The sequence below is a fragment of the candidate division KSB1 bacterium genome (genome assembly GCA_034506255.1).
Classification (GTDB): domain Bacteria; phylum Zhuqueibacterota; class Zhuqueibacteria; order Zhuqueibacterales; family Zhuqueibacteraceae; genus Coneutiohabitans; species Coneutiohabitans thermophilus.
Genome location: JAPDPX010000001.1, coordinates 818,057 through 833,478, shown reverse-complemented (window position 1 = coordinate 833,478; position 15,422 = coordinate 818,057). Strand labels below are relative to the sequence as shown.

Genomic DNA, 15,422 nt, shown 5'->3' with positions numbered 1-15,422 from the left:
GAGACAGATTGCCTTTTTGGCGAAGAGGTCGGGATTTTTCTCCCCAAAAGAAACTCCCGCGAAATGAATTTTTTCGAAGATTCACAATTTTGTCCGCCATGGCGCAGCCTGGCAAGCGGGGTCGCAAAGCAGCCCGCGCCACCTTCGCCAGCCGCGCCATTGTGACGGTATGAAAGGGAGAACAAGACACCCGAGGCCAGCATTATCTCCGACATGATTTTGCCCCTGCCATCACTGTCCTTGCGGCGCCGGTGTTCAAAGTTTCTGCCGCTGGCAGTTTTCGTCGTGCCCCTTCTGCTTTATCTTCTGCCATTCTTCGTGCTGCAGCAGGACGTCTTTCTCCGCATTCCCGACAATCTTGACAGTGATTTGGTGCATCGCCTCGTGCTCAGCCGCAGCGGAGCCGCGTTCAGCTTCGATCCCGAGGTGAAGATCGAGAGTTTCATGGGCGGGCTGCCGCGCGCCTGCTTCCCCAGCGGTTGGAACGTGCTCGTTTGGCTTTTCCTGCTGTGCGAGCCCTTTACCGCCTATTTGCTTAACGAAGTGTTGGTTCGACTGATTGCCTTTGGCGGCATGTTTGCGCTGCTGCGGCGGCCGCCATTGATACGAGAGGGAATCGATCCCTGGCTGGCGGCCGGGGTCGCCTTGTGCTTCGCCATCCTGCCGTTTTTTCCCACGCACGGTCTGAGCATCGCCGGGCAGCCGCTGCTGCTGTCGGCCTTTCTCCGCCTGCGCGACGGTTCGCGCCGCGTCTCCGATTATCTGTGTATTGCGCTGTTTCCGTTGTACTCGTCATTGGTCCTGGCCGGTGTCTTCCTGCTGGCCCTGTTCGCCGCCATTTTGCTGCGTGATTACTTGCGCCGGCGGCGTCTCAATCTGCGCTTCGCCGGCGGCATTCTCCTGCTTGCCGTTGTGTATGCCGGGGTGGAATGGCAGATGCTTTGGCAATTTTTGTTCGACCGGCAATTCGTCTCTCATCGCGTGGAATACGATCTCAGGCTGTGGAGTTGGAGTGCGGGGGAGGTGCTGCAAAACATACACAACAACCTGCTGACGGGCCACCTGCATGCGGCCACGGTTTCCCGACCCATTTTGCTGTGGGTTTTGCCGCTGGCGTTGCTGGCGAGGGCGCGGCAGCGAACGCTGCCGAAGCTGTTGCTGCAGCTCGCCGCGGCGATCGCGGCCATCGCCGTGTTTGCCGGCTTGTACCAGTGGCAGGGATTGCTGCCGCTCCGGGAAAAACTCGCACTGTTGCGCAGCTTTCAATTCGACCGCGTTTATTTTTTGCAGCCGATGCTCTGGTACCTGTTGCTGGCCGTCTGTCTGGCGCAGATCGCGCAGGGGATCAAAGCCGCACCGGCTTTGGGCCGCGTGCTGGCGTGGGTGCTGCTGCTGGTGCAGGCCCAGGCCATTTGGCCGGAAAACGTGACGCAGGATCGTTTCTACAGCCGCTTTCCCAGGTTCACCGCTTACCTGCCCACCTATCGCGAGTTTTTTTCAGCGGAATTGTTTCAGGAAATTGCGCGGTTCATCGGAAAACCGCCCTCACAGTATCGCGTCATTTGTGTGGGCTTTCATCCTGCCGTGGCACAATTCAACGGCTTTCACACACTCGATGGCTACGCCTACAACTATCCGCTCGAGTACAAACATCGCTTCCGCCGCATCATTGCCGGCGAATTGGACAAGGCCCCGGAACTGAAGGTCTATTTCGACGGATGGGGCAATCGCTGCTACGCTTTTGTGGCGGCGACGGAGGGGAAGAAGGTCAAGGAGCTGCAATTCGATCTCGCGGCCTTGCGGGACATGGGCGGAGACTTCATTCTCTCCGACCTCGAGATCGGCAATGCCGCGGCACTGGGTTTGGAGCTGCTGCGCGTCTTCGAACATCGCGCCTCCCCGTGGCGTATTCATCTCTATCGCGTGGGAAGCCGCGGTGCCGGGGCTGCGGGGGAGCAGCCGTGAGGCGGGGAAATTCAGGAAATGTTCTTCGCGGGAGTTTTGCTCTGGTGGGCGAGATAACATCGCCCGTTTGCCGAAGAGGCTGCGTTTTTTTCCGCGAAAATGGATTCCCACGAAAGGGTTTTTGTCGCAGGAGTTTTGTTTTCGTGGGCGAGACAGAACACCGTTCCCCGGTTTTTTGTAATTGCATCCCTTCCCCTCATTCGCTACATTCGCGTCATTCTTAGACTGCCAACAGTCACGAGATCACGCTCGTGGACCTTGCCCGCAACAGTATCATTGCGTTCGGCGGCCGTGCCGTCTCCTATGCTTTGATGGCGCTGGGCAGTTTGCTGCTCGCGCGCCTGCTCGGTCCGCAGGCGCGCGGTGAATATGCGCTGCTCAATTCCTCCACCAGCATCGCAGCCATGCTGCTGACTTTCGGACTTGGCACCTCGAACGCGGTGCTGGCGAGCCGGCGCCAAATTCCCGCAAACACGCTTTTCCTGCATTCCCTGCTGTGGGGCACGCTGGCCGGCGGTCTTTTTCTCGCCGTGTTGTGGCATTGGGCGCCGGCTTTTGCATCCCTGTTTCTGGGTGATTCGCCGGCGGCGCATGTTCGCCTGATGGCCTGCGCCGTGCCGTTCTACATTCTCTTCAATTGCCTGCTGGGGCTGGCGCAGGGCCTGCAGCGTTTTGCGCTTTACAGTCAGGCCAATATCCTGCGCGCGCTGCTGTTTCTGGTGAGTTTTCTTGCGCTGTTTTGGCTGGGCTGGCGGGAAGTGGCCGCCGGTTTGTGGGCGTTCGTGATCAGCTTTGCCGCTGCTGCGCTGCTGTTGCTCGTACTGCTGTTTCCCGCACGTCGCGAAAAGCTGTCCTGGGATGCCAGCGCGTTCGAACAGCAACTCGGCTTCGGCTGGAAGATCTATCTTGCCGAATTGTTCACGTTTCTGCTCTATCGCCTGGACCTGGTATTGGTGGGCTACTTTTGGGAGGCCACACAAGCCGGATTCTATTCCATCATCGGACTCTTTGCGGAGAGCTTGTGGTTTCTGGCGGGCAGTGTGGGCGTGGTGCTGCTGCCTTCCTCGGGGGCACGGCAGCCCGGGGAGATGCGCGTGCTCGCGCCGCGCGCCGTGCGTCTGGTTTTCCTGCTCACCAGTTTGTGCGTCTCGTTGCTGTGGCAAATTGATCATCTCGTGGTCCAGGCGGTGTTCGGCGAGCGCTTTCTGCCGGCGGTGCTGCCTTTGCATCTGAGCTATCTCGGCATCGTCGCGATGAGCCTCACCAAGGTCATCGCGAGTTATGCGCTCGGCTGCGGCCAGGCACAATGGAACACCACGGTGAGCTGCCTGGGTCTGTTCAGCAACCTCGCCTTGAACCTCTGGATGATTCCGCGCTGGGGGGCGGCAGGGGCAGCGCTGGCCATGAGCCTGAGTTACAGCTTGATGGCCATCTTGATGGTGGGCTGGTTCCGGCGCTTCGCCGGTGTGACACTGCACATGATGTTCATTCTGCAGACCGATGACTGGCGCTACGGTCGCGAAAAGTTGGAGTGGGTGTTCAACCAATTGGCTGCCAAATGAAGCCGGCTTCCTGTACGAACCAGGGCATGCTGCTGCCGGTGGCGAATGCCGGCCATGTGCCCCCGCAAATTGCAGAGGCAAGCATACCCGCGCCGGTCGTGGCACGGCTCGGCCCTTATCCTGTGCCCTTGCATCGCATTTTTGCAGCGATCCTGCGCGGCGAGTATGGGCCTGCCGATTCGGCAGGTTTGCCGCTGGTGGATTATGACCGCCTGTTTGCCCGCAACCACATTCCATCTCCCGGGAAAATTGGCCCGCAGTACACGCCGGTGACGCTGGCCTTTTTCGGCCTGGGCCATTTTGCACGCTGGCAGCAGGAGGGAGCCGGAGACTCGGAACGCTGTTTTCGCCGCGCTGCCGAGTGGCTGGTTGCGCATCAGGTCAACGCGCGCGGCACCGGCGGGGTGTGGCTGCACCATTTTCCCATGCCGCATCTGCCACCGTTGATCGAGTACATGCCGGGCGCGTGGATCAGTGCCATGGCGCAAGGCCTGGGCGCCTCGCTGCTGCTGCGCGCTTTTGCAGCCAGCGCGAGGGAAGAATATCTGCGCGCGGCGCACGCCAGTCTGTTGCCGTGCAAATTTGCAATCGCCGAAGGCGGCGTTGCCTGGGAATTGCCCGGCGGCCGGCTGTTTTTGGAGGAATTTCCGGCCGCACCACCACTGCATGTGTTGAACGGCGCCCTGTTCGCGCTGATTGGCCTGGCGGAATTTCTGCACTGCGGCAGCGAGGCGGAGCTGAAGACGGTGTATTCCCGCGCCCTCTCCGGCCTGCTGGCGTTGCTGCCGGAATTCGATCGGGGATATGGCAGCCTCTATGATCTGCGCCGCCGGCAAATTGCCAACAATGAGTATCATGACCTGCACGTCAATCTTTTGCTGGCACTGGGCGAGTTGACGCAGCTCCCGGAATTGCTCGCGACCGGCCGGCGCTGGCGCGCGTATTCGCCGTCTCGTTGCAAACGCGTGCAACGTTGGCTGGCGGAGCGAAGTTGGGCCCTGCAGCGGCGCTTGCGCCTCGGTGAAGCGAAGTGAGGAAAGGCACGACGCGCGGGCACGTACCGCATTTTTTTGACAGGATGAACGGATTTGCAGGAGTGGGGGAGGCCGGCAGTCTGTTGCCTTGAAACGTGCAACCACCACGTGTCATCCCGGTTGAAACACCTGCCGCGCCACAAGCAGGGCGTCTTGGGCGCGACTGCGAGGCGTTCATCGCGGCGGTTAAAAACCGCTCCAACGCAGCGGGCCGTTTTTAGCTGCGTCCAACCCACAAAAGGCAGGCTCCGGCAAAGCGGTCATGGCTCTCGTCGATCCAATCAAACGCATCTTCCCGGGACATTCGATGTCGATGTTCACATGAAGCGCGTGCTCGTCGTGGCTTATTACTTTCCGCCGCTGGGCGGAGGCGGCACCCAGCGCACGCTGAAGTTCGTGCGCTACCTGCCCGAGTTCGGCTGGCAGCCACATTTGCTGACGGTGCGGCAGCCGCATCATCTCGTGCGCGATGACTCCCTGCTGCAGGAGGTGCCGCGGGATTTGCCGGTCACTGCCACCTCCGCCATGCTGCCGGCACGTTTTCTGCGCAAAGCCACCGGCCATCAAGCCGGCATGCCGCGCGAGGGGGGCCGGCCGTGGTGGCGCATGCTGGCCTGGTTGAAGAATTTGCTGTTCACCTGCGCCTTTATTCCCGATGAATATGCCGGCTGGGTGCCGGCCGCCGTGGCCGCGGGCAAACGCCTGCTGCGACAGAGTGAGTTTGCCCTCATTTATTCCAGCGGCCCGCCCAATGCCACCCATGTGATCGCCCGGCTGTTGTCGCAACGCACCGGCCTGCCGTGGGTGGCGGACTTGCGCGATTTGTGGGATCAGTATCCCGACAGCTACAATCCCTGGCGCTGGCGCTGGCGTGCCCGGCTGGACGATTGGCTCGAAAAGAAGGTGCTGGGGGCGGCGCAGCACCTGGTGGTGGTCTCGCTGGAGATGCAGCAGCACTTGTTGCAAAAGGGCGTGGCCGCACGGCGGGAGCAGATCACCGTCATCACCAACGGCTACGATCCGGCTGATTTTGCGGCGCTGCCCGCGCCCAAGCCTCCCGACCGGTTCACCATCGTGCACAGCGGCACGCTCTACACCTGGCGCAGCATACATCCGTTTCTCGCCGCGTGGCAGCGGCTGCCGCAGCCGGAATTGCTGCGTTTGGAATTGCTCGGCATCGTGCCACAGGCCGATCGCCACGCGATGCAAGCCAGCGGCCTGGCTGGGTACATCGACCTTCGGGCATACCTGCCCTACCGCGAGACGCTGCGCCATCTCCGTGATGCCGATGCCCTGCTGTTGCTCATCGGCAAGCAACCGCATGCGACCAATGTGCTCACCAGCAAGTTGTTCGACTATATCGGTGCGCAGCGGCCGATCCTGGCGCTCGGCCCGGCCGGTGCCGCACGCCGGTTGATCGAGCAGGAAAAGCTCGGCGTTGCTTTGGCGGAGGAAGATACCCCGGCGATTGCTGCGGTGCTGGCCGAATGGCTGCGGCAGAGATCCGCGGGCCGTCTGCGCGGCAGCGTCGGCGATCACGTGAAGTATCACCGCCGGGAGCTGACGGCACAGCTCGCCCGCGTTTTCGAGGCCTGCGTCTCAGTTCGGCACAGCCGGGCAATGAACCTGCCGGTCGCAATTTGAGCGAAAGTACGACCGTCCTTATGCACGATCAAAAGGCACGACGCTTTTTCCGCCAGGGTTGGCCGTTGTTGTTGCTGCTGGCGTTGTTTTTCCTCCTGCCTTATTCCACACCGGTGCCCACCGCCAAACAAGCGCTGCAGACTTTTTCGATGTATCACCGTGCCGGCTTCCTCAGTCTGTGGGATGGCGTGCTCGCTTTCGTGCTCGGTGTTCTGCTGCTGCGGCAGTTGCAGGCGGGGCAACTGCGCTTTGCGCTCGGCCCTCCCGCGGGCGTGTGGGCTTTGCTGGCCATTCTCACGGCGGCCTTTTGCCTCGGTTTGCTGCACGTGCAGGGCACGCCGGCGGGCTATGGTCCCACCGAAGCCCGGCGTGCAGTCATCGCCTTTCTGCCCGCGGTTTATCTCGGCCTGGTTTATCTTGTGACGAGGAATTACCTGATCACGCCGGCGCAGGCGCTGCATGCGCTGCGCTGGTTGCGCGGCTTCACGCTGCTCCTGCTCGGCTATGGCGTGTTGCGCCTGGGCTTGATTCTCACGGGCAGGATCGACACCATGCGGCCGTTCGGTTTGCCGATCGTGTTGTATGATCAAATGACCATGCTTTATCCCCTTCTCTTTGCCGTGCCCGCCTGGCATCTCTTGTCCCGCCACGACAACACCGCGGCCGGCAAGCCGGGAAGAAGTGAGTGGCTGGCATGGGCGCTGGCGGTATTTTTCATTCTCATCAGTGCCCGCCGGTTCAATTATCTTCTGCTGGCTGCCGGCTTGCTTTTGGTTCTGGCGGCCGGGCCGCTGCTGCGCTGGTGGCCGGTGCGGCGGTCACTGCACTTTGCTTTCGCGGCGCTGGCCGGAATGGCCGCTTTGACTTTGCTGCTCGCCGTGACCGCCCCGCGGCTGCTCAGCGGCGTGCAGCAGGCCGTGCAGTCGCTGGATATGACCAGCGATTTCGGTCTGCGGCATGGCGGCAGCATTCGCCGGGCGGAAATTCGCAACCTGTTTGCCAACATGGAACGCCGGCCCTATTCATTTCTGATCGGCATGGGACTGGGCACCAAGTGGCAGGAGATCGTCGAGCAGCCGCTGGATTCGTTCAGTTATCCCAAATCCTATCTCGCCAGCAGCCGCGGCTGGTTTCCACAGTTTCATTTGCCATATCTGGCACAGCTCTACCGTTTCGGCATGCTGGGTTGCGCTGTTTTGCTGCTTTGGCTGGTGCTTTACACGCGGTTCCTGGGTCGCCGGCTGCGCCAGCTCGCAGCGCCGCAAACGCGCGCATTCGCACTCGGGCTTTTGCTCTTTTTGATTTTGCATGTGCCCAATCTCGGTGACAGCGCCAATCCCACTGCCGCGATCCTGGCGGGCTTGAGCATGGCCGTGCTCGAGCGTCTGCCGCAGGCTTCCAGCGCTGCGCCGGGGGATTCTGGAGTGTGAACGCGGTGCCGGAGGCGATTATGCCGCTCAACTTGTGGGTCATCATTTTGCATTGGAACAGCGAGGCGGATACCTCGGCCTGCGTCGCGGCGCTGCTGCAGAATCGCACCGGGCAGGAAGTGCGGGTGACCCTGCTGGTGGTGGACAACGGCTCGGGCGATGATTTGCCCCGCTGCTGGCATGGCCGTTTTGATGCGCGGGTGAGAGTGTTGCGGTTGCCGCGCAATCTCGGTTATGCCGGCGGCAACAATCGCGGGATCGAAATGGCACTGGCAGCGGGCGCGGATCTCATTTTGCTGCTCAACAACGACACCACCATGCCGGCTGATTTTTTGGCGCATCTGCTGGCGGCCGCACGGCGCCATCCCGGCACCGGCATCTTCGGCTGCAAGATTTTCTATGCCGACCCCGCCGATCGTTTGTGGTACGCCGGCGGCCGTCTGCAACCCGGCCTTGCCCGCACGCGCCATTTGGGTTTGGGACAGCGCGATCATCCCCGTTTCCAGCAGGAGCGGGAGGTGGATTTTGTCACCGGCTGCGCGATGCTGGTGCGTTCCCCGGTCTTTGCAAAAATTGGGTTGCTCGATGAAACACTTTTTTTGTATTATGAGGACGTTGATTTTTGCCGGCGTGCGCAGCGTGCCGGCATCGCCATGCGCTATGTGCCGGCGGCCGTGCTGTGGCACAAAGTGGGCGCCGGCGCAGGCCACAAACTGACGCCGCTTTATCTCTATTATCAAACTCGCAATCGTCCGCGGGTGTGGCGGCGTGGTCGCGGCCGGCTGTACCGCGCCTGGCTGTTGTTCTTGCACCTCTGCTTTTATAGCGGTATGCGGCTGGTGTATGTCGGGTTGTGCGGTGCGCGCCCGCGCCCGCTGCTGCTGGCCGCGATTTGGCGCGGCTGTCGTGACGGCCTGCGCTTCCACGCGCCGGCGGGAAGCTGAGGGCGATTGCTCATGGCCGCCAGCGGCCCCGCTGCGATATTTTCATGTTGGCGAAGAGTCCGTATTGGAGAACCGCCCGGCAATCATGAACGCGACCTCACCGGCACCATGAAGATTCTTTTCCTCACCTCGCGCGCGCCCTACCCGCCGCTCGGCGGCGACCGCCTGCGAGCATTGCATGTCATCAAGGCGCTGTCGCAGCAGCATCGCGTCACCCTGCTCACCTTTGCCAGCTCCCGCGCCGAAGCAGAAGCCCTGCGCCCGATTGCCAAATACGTCGAGCGTTTTGAAACCGTGAGGCTGCAAACACGGCGTTCCTATCTCAACTGTCTGATCGGCCTGTTTTCCCGCACCCCGCTGCAAGTCCACTACTACCGTTCGGCCGCCATGCGCCGTCTGATCCGCGCCTGCCTGCAACGCGAGCGGTTCGACCTTATCTTCGTGCATCTCGTGCGCATGGCGGATTATATTCACGACCTCGACGGCCTGCCCAAAATCATGGATCTCACCGATGCGCTCAGCCTGAACTACGAACGCAGTGCCGCCTTTCAAAACAACCAGCCGCTCACCGCCTATGCGCTCGCGCAGCGCGTGGAAAAACGCCGCATTCGCGCCTATGAAGCACGCGTGGTGGACTGGTTCGATTGCAATCTCTTGATCTCGCCGGTGGATCGTGACTATCTCAGCCGGTTTGCCGCGGCGGACAAAGTGCGCGTGCTCGGGCCGGTGGTTGATCTCGGCTATTTTCATTTCTATGACGGCCCGCACGATCCGGATACCATCGTGTTCATGGGCAAAATGAGCACGTTTCCCAATCAGGATGCCGTGCGGTATTTTTACCGCGAGATTTTCCCGTTGGTGCGGCAGCGGCTGCCGCGTTTGCGCCTGAACATTGTCGGCGTGGAGCCGAGCGCGGAGATTCTGGCTTTGCGCCGGCATCCCGGCGTCACGGTGACCGGCTATGTGCCGGATGTCCGGCCGCATCTGCAACAAGCCGTGCTCTCGATCTGCCCGATGCGCACCGGCGCCGGCGCCAAGAACAAAGTGCTGGAATCGATGGCAGTGGGCACTCCAGTGGTGGCCACTGCGCTGGGCGTCGAGGGCCTCGCGGTGCGACCCGGCGAGCATGCCCTGCTCGCCGATTCACCGCAGGCTTTTGCTGCGGCAATCGTCCGGCTGGCGGGCAATCCCGCGCTGCGCCGCCAACTCGCGCACAATGGCCGCGCGCTGATTGCGGAGAAATACAGTTGGGAGCTGGTGCTGACGCAGTTGAATGAGTTGGTGGAATCGCTCGCCGCGCGCGCCCCGGAGCAAAGAATCATCCCCGCATGAAACAATCGGCCCGCCCCCATGCATGTGAACCTGCGAGATGCTTTCGGCTGCCGCGTTGTCCGGCAAGCCGCGAAAATCCTCCCCGCGCCGTTCCTCATGATGGCAGTCTCGATGCCGGCTTCGTTGCCCGCCCAACCGGTTGTGCGGGAAAATTCCACCGAACGGCTGCGCTTGCACGTGACAATTCCCGCGCCGCAATTTTCCCAGCAAAACATTGCCGGTGAATCATTCGATCTTGTCACGCTTCCCGGCTTTGTACTGCAGCATCAGCCGGGATGGCCGGCCCTGCCGGTGCAAAGTTTCACGCTCATCCTGCCGCCGGTCGGCGAGCCGTTGCTCGAAGTGGTCACCACACCCGGCCCGGTGTTTACCGGCAAGCGGCTGCTGCCTTCCCTCGCGACCGTCATCGATGCGGGAGGTGAAACTGTCCGCCATGCTGCGAGTGCGCGGCACACCACGGCGTGGCCGGTGGCACGGCTGGCCGGCCAGGCGTGGTGGCGGGGTTTCCGTCTGGCGCGTTTGGAAATCGTGCCGCTCCGGCTTGCGGGCGAACGCCTGGAGTTTTTCTCCGAGGTGCAAGTGATGCTGCGTTTTCCCGCCGTGGCGCAAAGCGTTTTGTCCGAGAGTTTGCCGCTCACGGAATTCGAGAACCGGGTGCTGGCGCCGCTGGTGAATTTCACGGTTGGGCGGCAATGGCGCAGCCGGCCGCTGCGAACCGTGGCGGCAGCGGAATGGGATCTGCCGGGCGAGGCCGGTGCCTTGAAACTGGCCGTCAAACAGGATGCCCTTTATCATCTCTCCTTCGAGTATCTCGTTGCCGCCGGCTGGCGCGCCGGGGCTATTGTTTCCGACCGGCTGCAGCTCTTTCATCGCGGCCGGGAGCTGCCGTTGCTGGTGCAGGATGATGGTGACTCGCTGTTGGAAGCCGGCGAGGCGCTGCTCTTCTTTGGCAGGCGCCCGGCCGGCGAAGCCTCCTATTTCGACGATTTCACCGATACCAACATCTACTGGCTGGTGCAGGGCAACAAGCCGGGCATGCGCATGGCCAGCCGCACGGTGGGCGCGGGCACCGGCACGCCGGGTAATTTTTTTCTCACCACCAGGCATTTTGAAGAGGACCTGCTTTACTATCACGGTGACAATGATGCGCAGCTTTATGCCACGCTGACCATTCCCGGCGAAACCTGGATTTGGCAGATGCTGCCCGGCAACGGCGTATTCCAGACCGATCTGCTGCTGCAAAACGTCGCCACCAACGCACCCGCCTGCACGTTGCGCGGCCGCCTGCGCGGCGTGACCGTCGATCCCGCCAATCCCGACCATCATTCACAATTCTGGCTGAATGGCACCCTTCTCGGGGAAGTTTTTTACAACAACAACGAGGAAGTGCTTTTCAGCGTGGCGTTTCCCAGCCACGTGCTGCGGGAGGGCAAGAATGCGTTTGAATTGCGCGAACTGCAGGACACCGGAGCACGGTATGATCAGATCTATCTCGACTGGCTGGAGGTGAGTTACTGGCGCACCTACGTGGCCTCGGATCATTTTTTGAATTTCCGCGCCCCCGCGGGTGTCAACCGGGGCCTGGCGCGCTACCAAATCACCAATCTGCATGACGAGGACATCCTGCTGTTCGACCGGCCCTCGTTGCAGCTTCTCACCGGCTTCCCGGTGCAAGCCGCAGGCCCGGGCCAGTTTGTCGTGACGTTTGCGGACAGCGTGCGGCCCGGCCGGGAGTATTTCATCGCCACGGCGGCAGCACGGCAGCGACCGGCCGCCATTCTCGCAAATCAGCCCTCGCAGTTGCGTGCCAGCGGCAATTCCGCCGAGTATCTCATCATCACGCATGCGGAGTTTCTGGCCGCGGCGGAACGGCTGGCGGCTTACCGGCGGCAGCATGACGGACTGGCGGTCGCGGTCATCGACGTGACCGACATCTACGATGAGTTCAACTTCGGCATCGCCCATCCCGCCGCGATTCGGCGCTTCCTGCAGCACGCGTATGAACACTGGCAGCCGCCGCGACCGGCCGTGGTTTGTTTTCTCGGCGATGCGAGCTGGGATCCCAAACAAAACGCCCGGGACAGCTTCAAGCGCGATTTCGTGCCCTCGTTCGGCAACCCGGTGAGTGACAGTCGCCTGGTCTGCTTCGACGGCGACGAGGATTTCCTGCCCGAGCTGATCACCGGCCGCCTTGCCGTCGAAAATCTCGAACAGGCGCATGCGGTGATCGACAAGATCATTGCGCAGGAGAGCAGCCCGCCGGCGGAATGGGACAAGACGTTCATCTTTCTCAATGGCGGCGTTGACAGCTTCGAACAGGAGTGGTTTCAAAGCCAGTCCGAAGCCCTGATCAGCCGGCACGTGCTGGCCGATCCGATTCGCGGCCGCGCCGTGCGTCTTTACAAAACCACGCCCGGCCGTTTGCTCGGCGAGTTGAAGCCGCAGATTGTTTCCGCGCTGGAGGCGGGCGCCACCATGCTCACTTTTCAGGGGCATGCCGGCAGCCAGACCTGGGATTTGATGATGACCAATGCCGATCTCGGCGAGCTGCGCAACCGCGGCCGCCATCCCTTCATCGCCAGCATGACCTGCCACACGGCGCGTTTTGCCACACCCAACCAGACCAGTTTCGGCGAGGAATTTCTGCGGTTGCCCGAAGGGGGCACCACCGCATTCTGGGGCACAACCGGATGGGGTTTTATTTTCCAGGATCGCGTCCTGCTCGACAGTCTGTTCATGGCGTTCAGCCGCGACGGGGTGCGCCGGCTGGGCGAGGCCACCACCCTGGCACGGCTGCGGTTGTGGCAGGCCTTCGGCAGCCTGGTCAACACCGTCAACAGCATCGATCAATACACTTTGCTCGGTGATCCCGCCACGCCACTCACCCTGCCGCGGCAACCGGACTTGGTGTTGCCCTCCCCGGCTTTGGCTGTAACGCCGGAGTTGCCCACGGAACAGACCATGCAGGTGAAGATCACGCTGAGAGTGCGCAACTACGGCCTGGCCACGGCTGACAGTGTGCCGGTCACCCTGACTGCCACAAGTCGCAATGACAGCGAGACCATTGTGCTGGCACAAGCCCTGTTGCCGCCGCTCGGTTTTGCGGACAGTATCGAGGTGAGGTGGATGGGCGCGGGCCGGCGCGGCGAATATGTCATCCGGGCGGAGATCGATCCCGCCAATCGCATTGCCGAAGCCAACGAGTTCAACAACAGCAGCACGATGACGCTCTATTTTTCGCCCGTCACAGCAACACCGGCGGCACCGCGTTCCGCCGCACTGGTGAATCAACGGCAGCCGACGCTCATGGTTTACAATCCCGCCGGCAAGGCGGCAGGGCAGCAACAGGTGCAATTCGAGATCGACAGCAGTGCCGGCTTCTCCAGCGCGGGAAAAATGATGTCGGCTCTGCTGCCCGCCGGCGAAATGCGAACTTCGTGGCAGGTTCCGACCGCGCTGGTCGATGGTCTTTATTTTTGGCGCAGCCGCGGTTTCGACCACGGCCTGCCGGGCGTTTGGCAGACACAATGGTTCTGGCTGGCGGGGCAAAGCCCTTTTGCCGGCATGCGTCAAAGCGGGGAGCAGTTGCAAACCGGCGTTTTTCTCAACACCCGGCTCACGATTGACGGTGTGGGCCTGGCACTCGAGGCCACACGCGCCCTGAACTTGCAAGTGCAATCGGCCGGTCATGATGACGGCAATTATTGCTACCTCATCGTCAATTTTCATCTCATCAATGCCGACGGCCGCGGCCACAACGTGGCGGCGATTGATCCCGCCACCCAACAGTTGCTGGCGCCGCCGCGCGTCCATGACACCCATGCCTCGAGCGCGGCGGCCGACAGTCTGGCGGCTTTCCTTGAGGGTCTCCCGTTGCGCACGCTGGTGCTGGCCGGCATTCAGGACGACGGCAGTTTTCGCATGACCGAGCGTGCCCACCGTGCGCTGGCAGGCATCGGCAGCAAGCTCTCGCGCCGGGTCGGTTTGCGTGACTCGTGGGCGATCATTGGCGCCAAGGGCCTGCCGGTTGGTGCGGCAGTGGAAATGCACAAACCCGCCGGCACCGGCGCGGCGGCGGTCGATACGACGATGCTGCCCTTCTTCCGCCGTGGGATTTATCACTCGCAGGAAATTGGACCGGCGCAAAGCTGGAGGCATGTGGAATGGTATGGCGCGTCCACGGACACCGCCGGTCTCGGCATGGCGCTGCAACTCGCGCTGTCCGGCCGGCAAAATCATTCCACCGCATGGCAGCCGTTGGCGACCGGGTTGACCGGCGGTAAATTCTCCCTGGCCGGCATTTCAGCAGCGCAATATCCGTACTTGCGCCTGAGTGCCACGTTGAGCGATGACGACGGCCTGGATTCGCCCGTGCTGCGCGGCTGGTCAGCCGGTTTCGAGCGCGCGCCGGATCTGGCGGTTTCGGCCGACTTCCTGCGCCTCTCCGCCGACACCCTGCAGGAGGGTGAGACCGTGACCATTACCGCAAAGGTTTTCAACTTCAAGCTCGACGCCGCCACTCCGGCAGGCGGCGGGTCACAAAAATGCGCGCTTCGTTTTGCGCATGCCGATCCCCAGGGCGAACGCGCGCAGCGCACGATCACCACGCTGCTGGTGACATTGCGCGAGGAGGAGGCGCGTGAGTTTGCAACGACGTGGAACACCGCCGGCCAGCGCGGCCTCGTGACGCTCTATGTGGAAGTCGATCCCGATAATCTCCTGGCCGAGCCCTTCGAGTTCAACAACCTCGCCGCCCGTCAGATTTTTGTGACCACCGATGCCCGGCCGCCGCGCCTGCAAGTGACTTTCGACGGCGTGGAGATCATGGATGGTGACTACGTGAGCGCACAGCCCGGCATCGTGTGTACGGTGTTCGATGACAGCGCCCTGCCGATCACCGACAGCAGCCACGTCACGGTTTACCTTGACGACCAACGCATGGCCTACCGCAGCGGAGTGCTGACATTTTTGCCCGTCCCGCCCGGCACGCCGGCCAAGGCCACGGTCATGTTTCTGCCGCAGCTCCAGCCCGGTGTGCATCATCTCCGCATCGAGGCCCGCGATGCCACGGGCAATGCGGCCGCGTTTCAAATCCAGATGCGTGTGGATGACGCCTTGCATCTGAGCGAGGTGATGAACTACCCCAATCCATTTGCAAATGCGACGGAATTCACTTACCATCTCACCCAGCCGGCGCAGCAGGTCATCATCAAAATCTACACCGTCGCCGGTCGGCTGATTGCAAGCCTGGGGTCCGCACCGGCCCATGCCGGATTCAATCGCCTTGCCTGGGACGGCCGTGATGCCGACGGCGACCGTCTCGCCAACGGTGTTTATTTTTACAAAATCATTGCCGAGAGCGGAGCTGCCAGGGACGAGGTGGTGCAGAAATTCGTGGTGATGCGCTGACCCAGGCTCGGGCAGGCAGTCCACAACTTTTTAGCCGGCCCGCATGTCATCCCCCGGTTTCGGGTGAAATGGCGCAGGCCCTCCTGCAGACGCGGGAGTTCC

8 protein-coding genes are annotated in these 15,422 nt (G+C 62.1%); all 8 read left to right on the top strand.

Going from position 1 to position 15,422, the window contains the following annotated elements:
• Positions 1–213: 213 nt before the first annotated feature.
• On the top strand, positions 214–1,965 hold the full coding sequence (locus ONB52_03355; protein MDZ7415180.1) for a DUF6044 family protein: 1,752 nt from the start codon (positions 214–216) through the stop codon (positions 1,963–1,965).
• 251 nt (positions 1,966–2,216) lie between these two features.
• On the top strand, positions 2,217–3,527 hold the full coding sequence (locus ONB52_03350) for an oligosaccharide flippase family protein (GenBank protein ID MDZ7415179.1): 1,311 nt from the start codon (positions 2,217–2,219) through the stop codon (positions 3,525–3,527).
• Positions 3,524–4,561: a D-glucuronyl C5-epimerase family protein gene (locus tag ONB52_03345; GenBank protein ID MDZ7415178.1), complete on the top strand. Its 1,038-nt coding sequence runs from the start codon at positions 3,524–3,526 to the stop codon at positions 4,559–4,561. The genes ONB52_03350 and ONB52_03345 overlap by 4 nt, the downstream gene beginning before the upstream one ends.
• A gap of 321 nt (positions 4,562–4,882) precedes the next feature.
• Entirely contained in the window at positions 4,883–6,205 is a 1,323-nt protein-coding gene (locus tag ONB52_03340) for a glycosyltransferase (GenBank protein ID MDZ7415177.1), read from the top strand.
• A 20-nt stretch (positions 6,206–6,225) separates the two neighbouring features.
• Positions 6,226–7,635 carry a hypothetical protein gene (locus ONB52_03335; protein MDZ7415176.1) on the top strand — a complete coding sequence of 470 codons (1,410 nt, stop codon included), beginning with the start codon at positions 6,226–6,228 and terminating at the stop codon, positions 7,633–7,635.
• Positions 7,636–7,655: 20 nt separating this feature from the next.
• Positions 7,656–8,579, top strand: a complete 924-nt coding sequence (locus ONB52_03330; GenBank protein ID MDZ7415175.1) for a glycosyltransferase family 2 protein — start codon at positions 7,656–7,658, stop codon at positions 8,577–8,579.
• A gap of 108 nt (positions 8,580–8,687) precedes the next feature.
• A complete protein-coding gene (locus ONB52_03325; protein MDZ7415174.1) occupies positions 8,688–9,911 on the top strand; it encodes a glycosyltransferase family 4 protein in 1,224 nt (407 codons plus the stop codon).
• A gap of 96 nt (positions 9,912–10,007) precedes the next feature.
• Positions 10,008–15,320 (top strand): C25 family cysteine peptidase, encoded by a 5,313-nt coding sequence (locus tag ONB52_03320; protein ID MDZ7415173.1) that lies wholly within the window; start codon positions 10,008–10,010, stop codon positions 15,318–15,320.
• Positions 15,321–15,422: the final 102 nt, after the last annotated feature.

Bases quoted from the DNA above. Each gene is read 5' to 3' on its own strand.
- ONB52_03345 (MDZ7415178.1), top strand. From the start codon at position 3,524: ATGAAGCCGGCTTCCTGTACGAACCAGGGCATGCTGCTGCCGGTGGCG.
- ONB52_03330 (MDZ7415175.1), top strand. From the start codon at position 7,656: ATGCCGCTCAACTTGTGGGTCATCATTTTGCATTGGAACAGCGAGGCG.
- ONB52_03325 (MDZ7415174.1), top strand. From the start codon at position 8,688: ATGAAGATTCTTTTCCTCACCTCGCGCGCGCCCTACCCGCCGCTCGGC.
- ONB52_03320 (MDZ7415173.1), top strand. From the start codon at position 10,008: ATGATGGCAGTCTCGATGCCGGCTTCGTTGCCCGCCCAACCGGTTGTG.
- ONB52_03335 (MDZ7415176.1), top strand. From the start codon at position 6,226: ATGCACGATCAAAAGGCACGACGCTTTTTCCGCCAGGGTTGGCCGTTG.
- ONB52_03340 (MDZ7415177.1), top strand. From the start codon at position 4,883: ATGAAGCGCGTGCTCGTCGTGGCTTATTACTTTCCGCCGCTGGGCGGA.
- ONB52_03355 (MDZ7415180.1), top strand. From the start codon at position 214: ATGATTTTGCCCCTGCCATCACTGTCCTTGCGGCGCCGGTGTTCAAAG.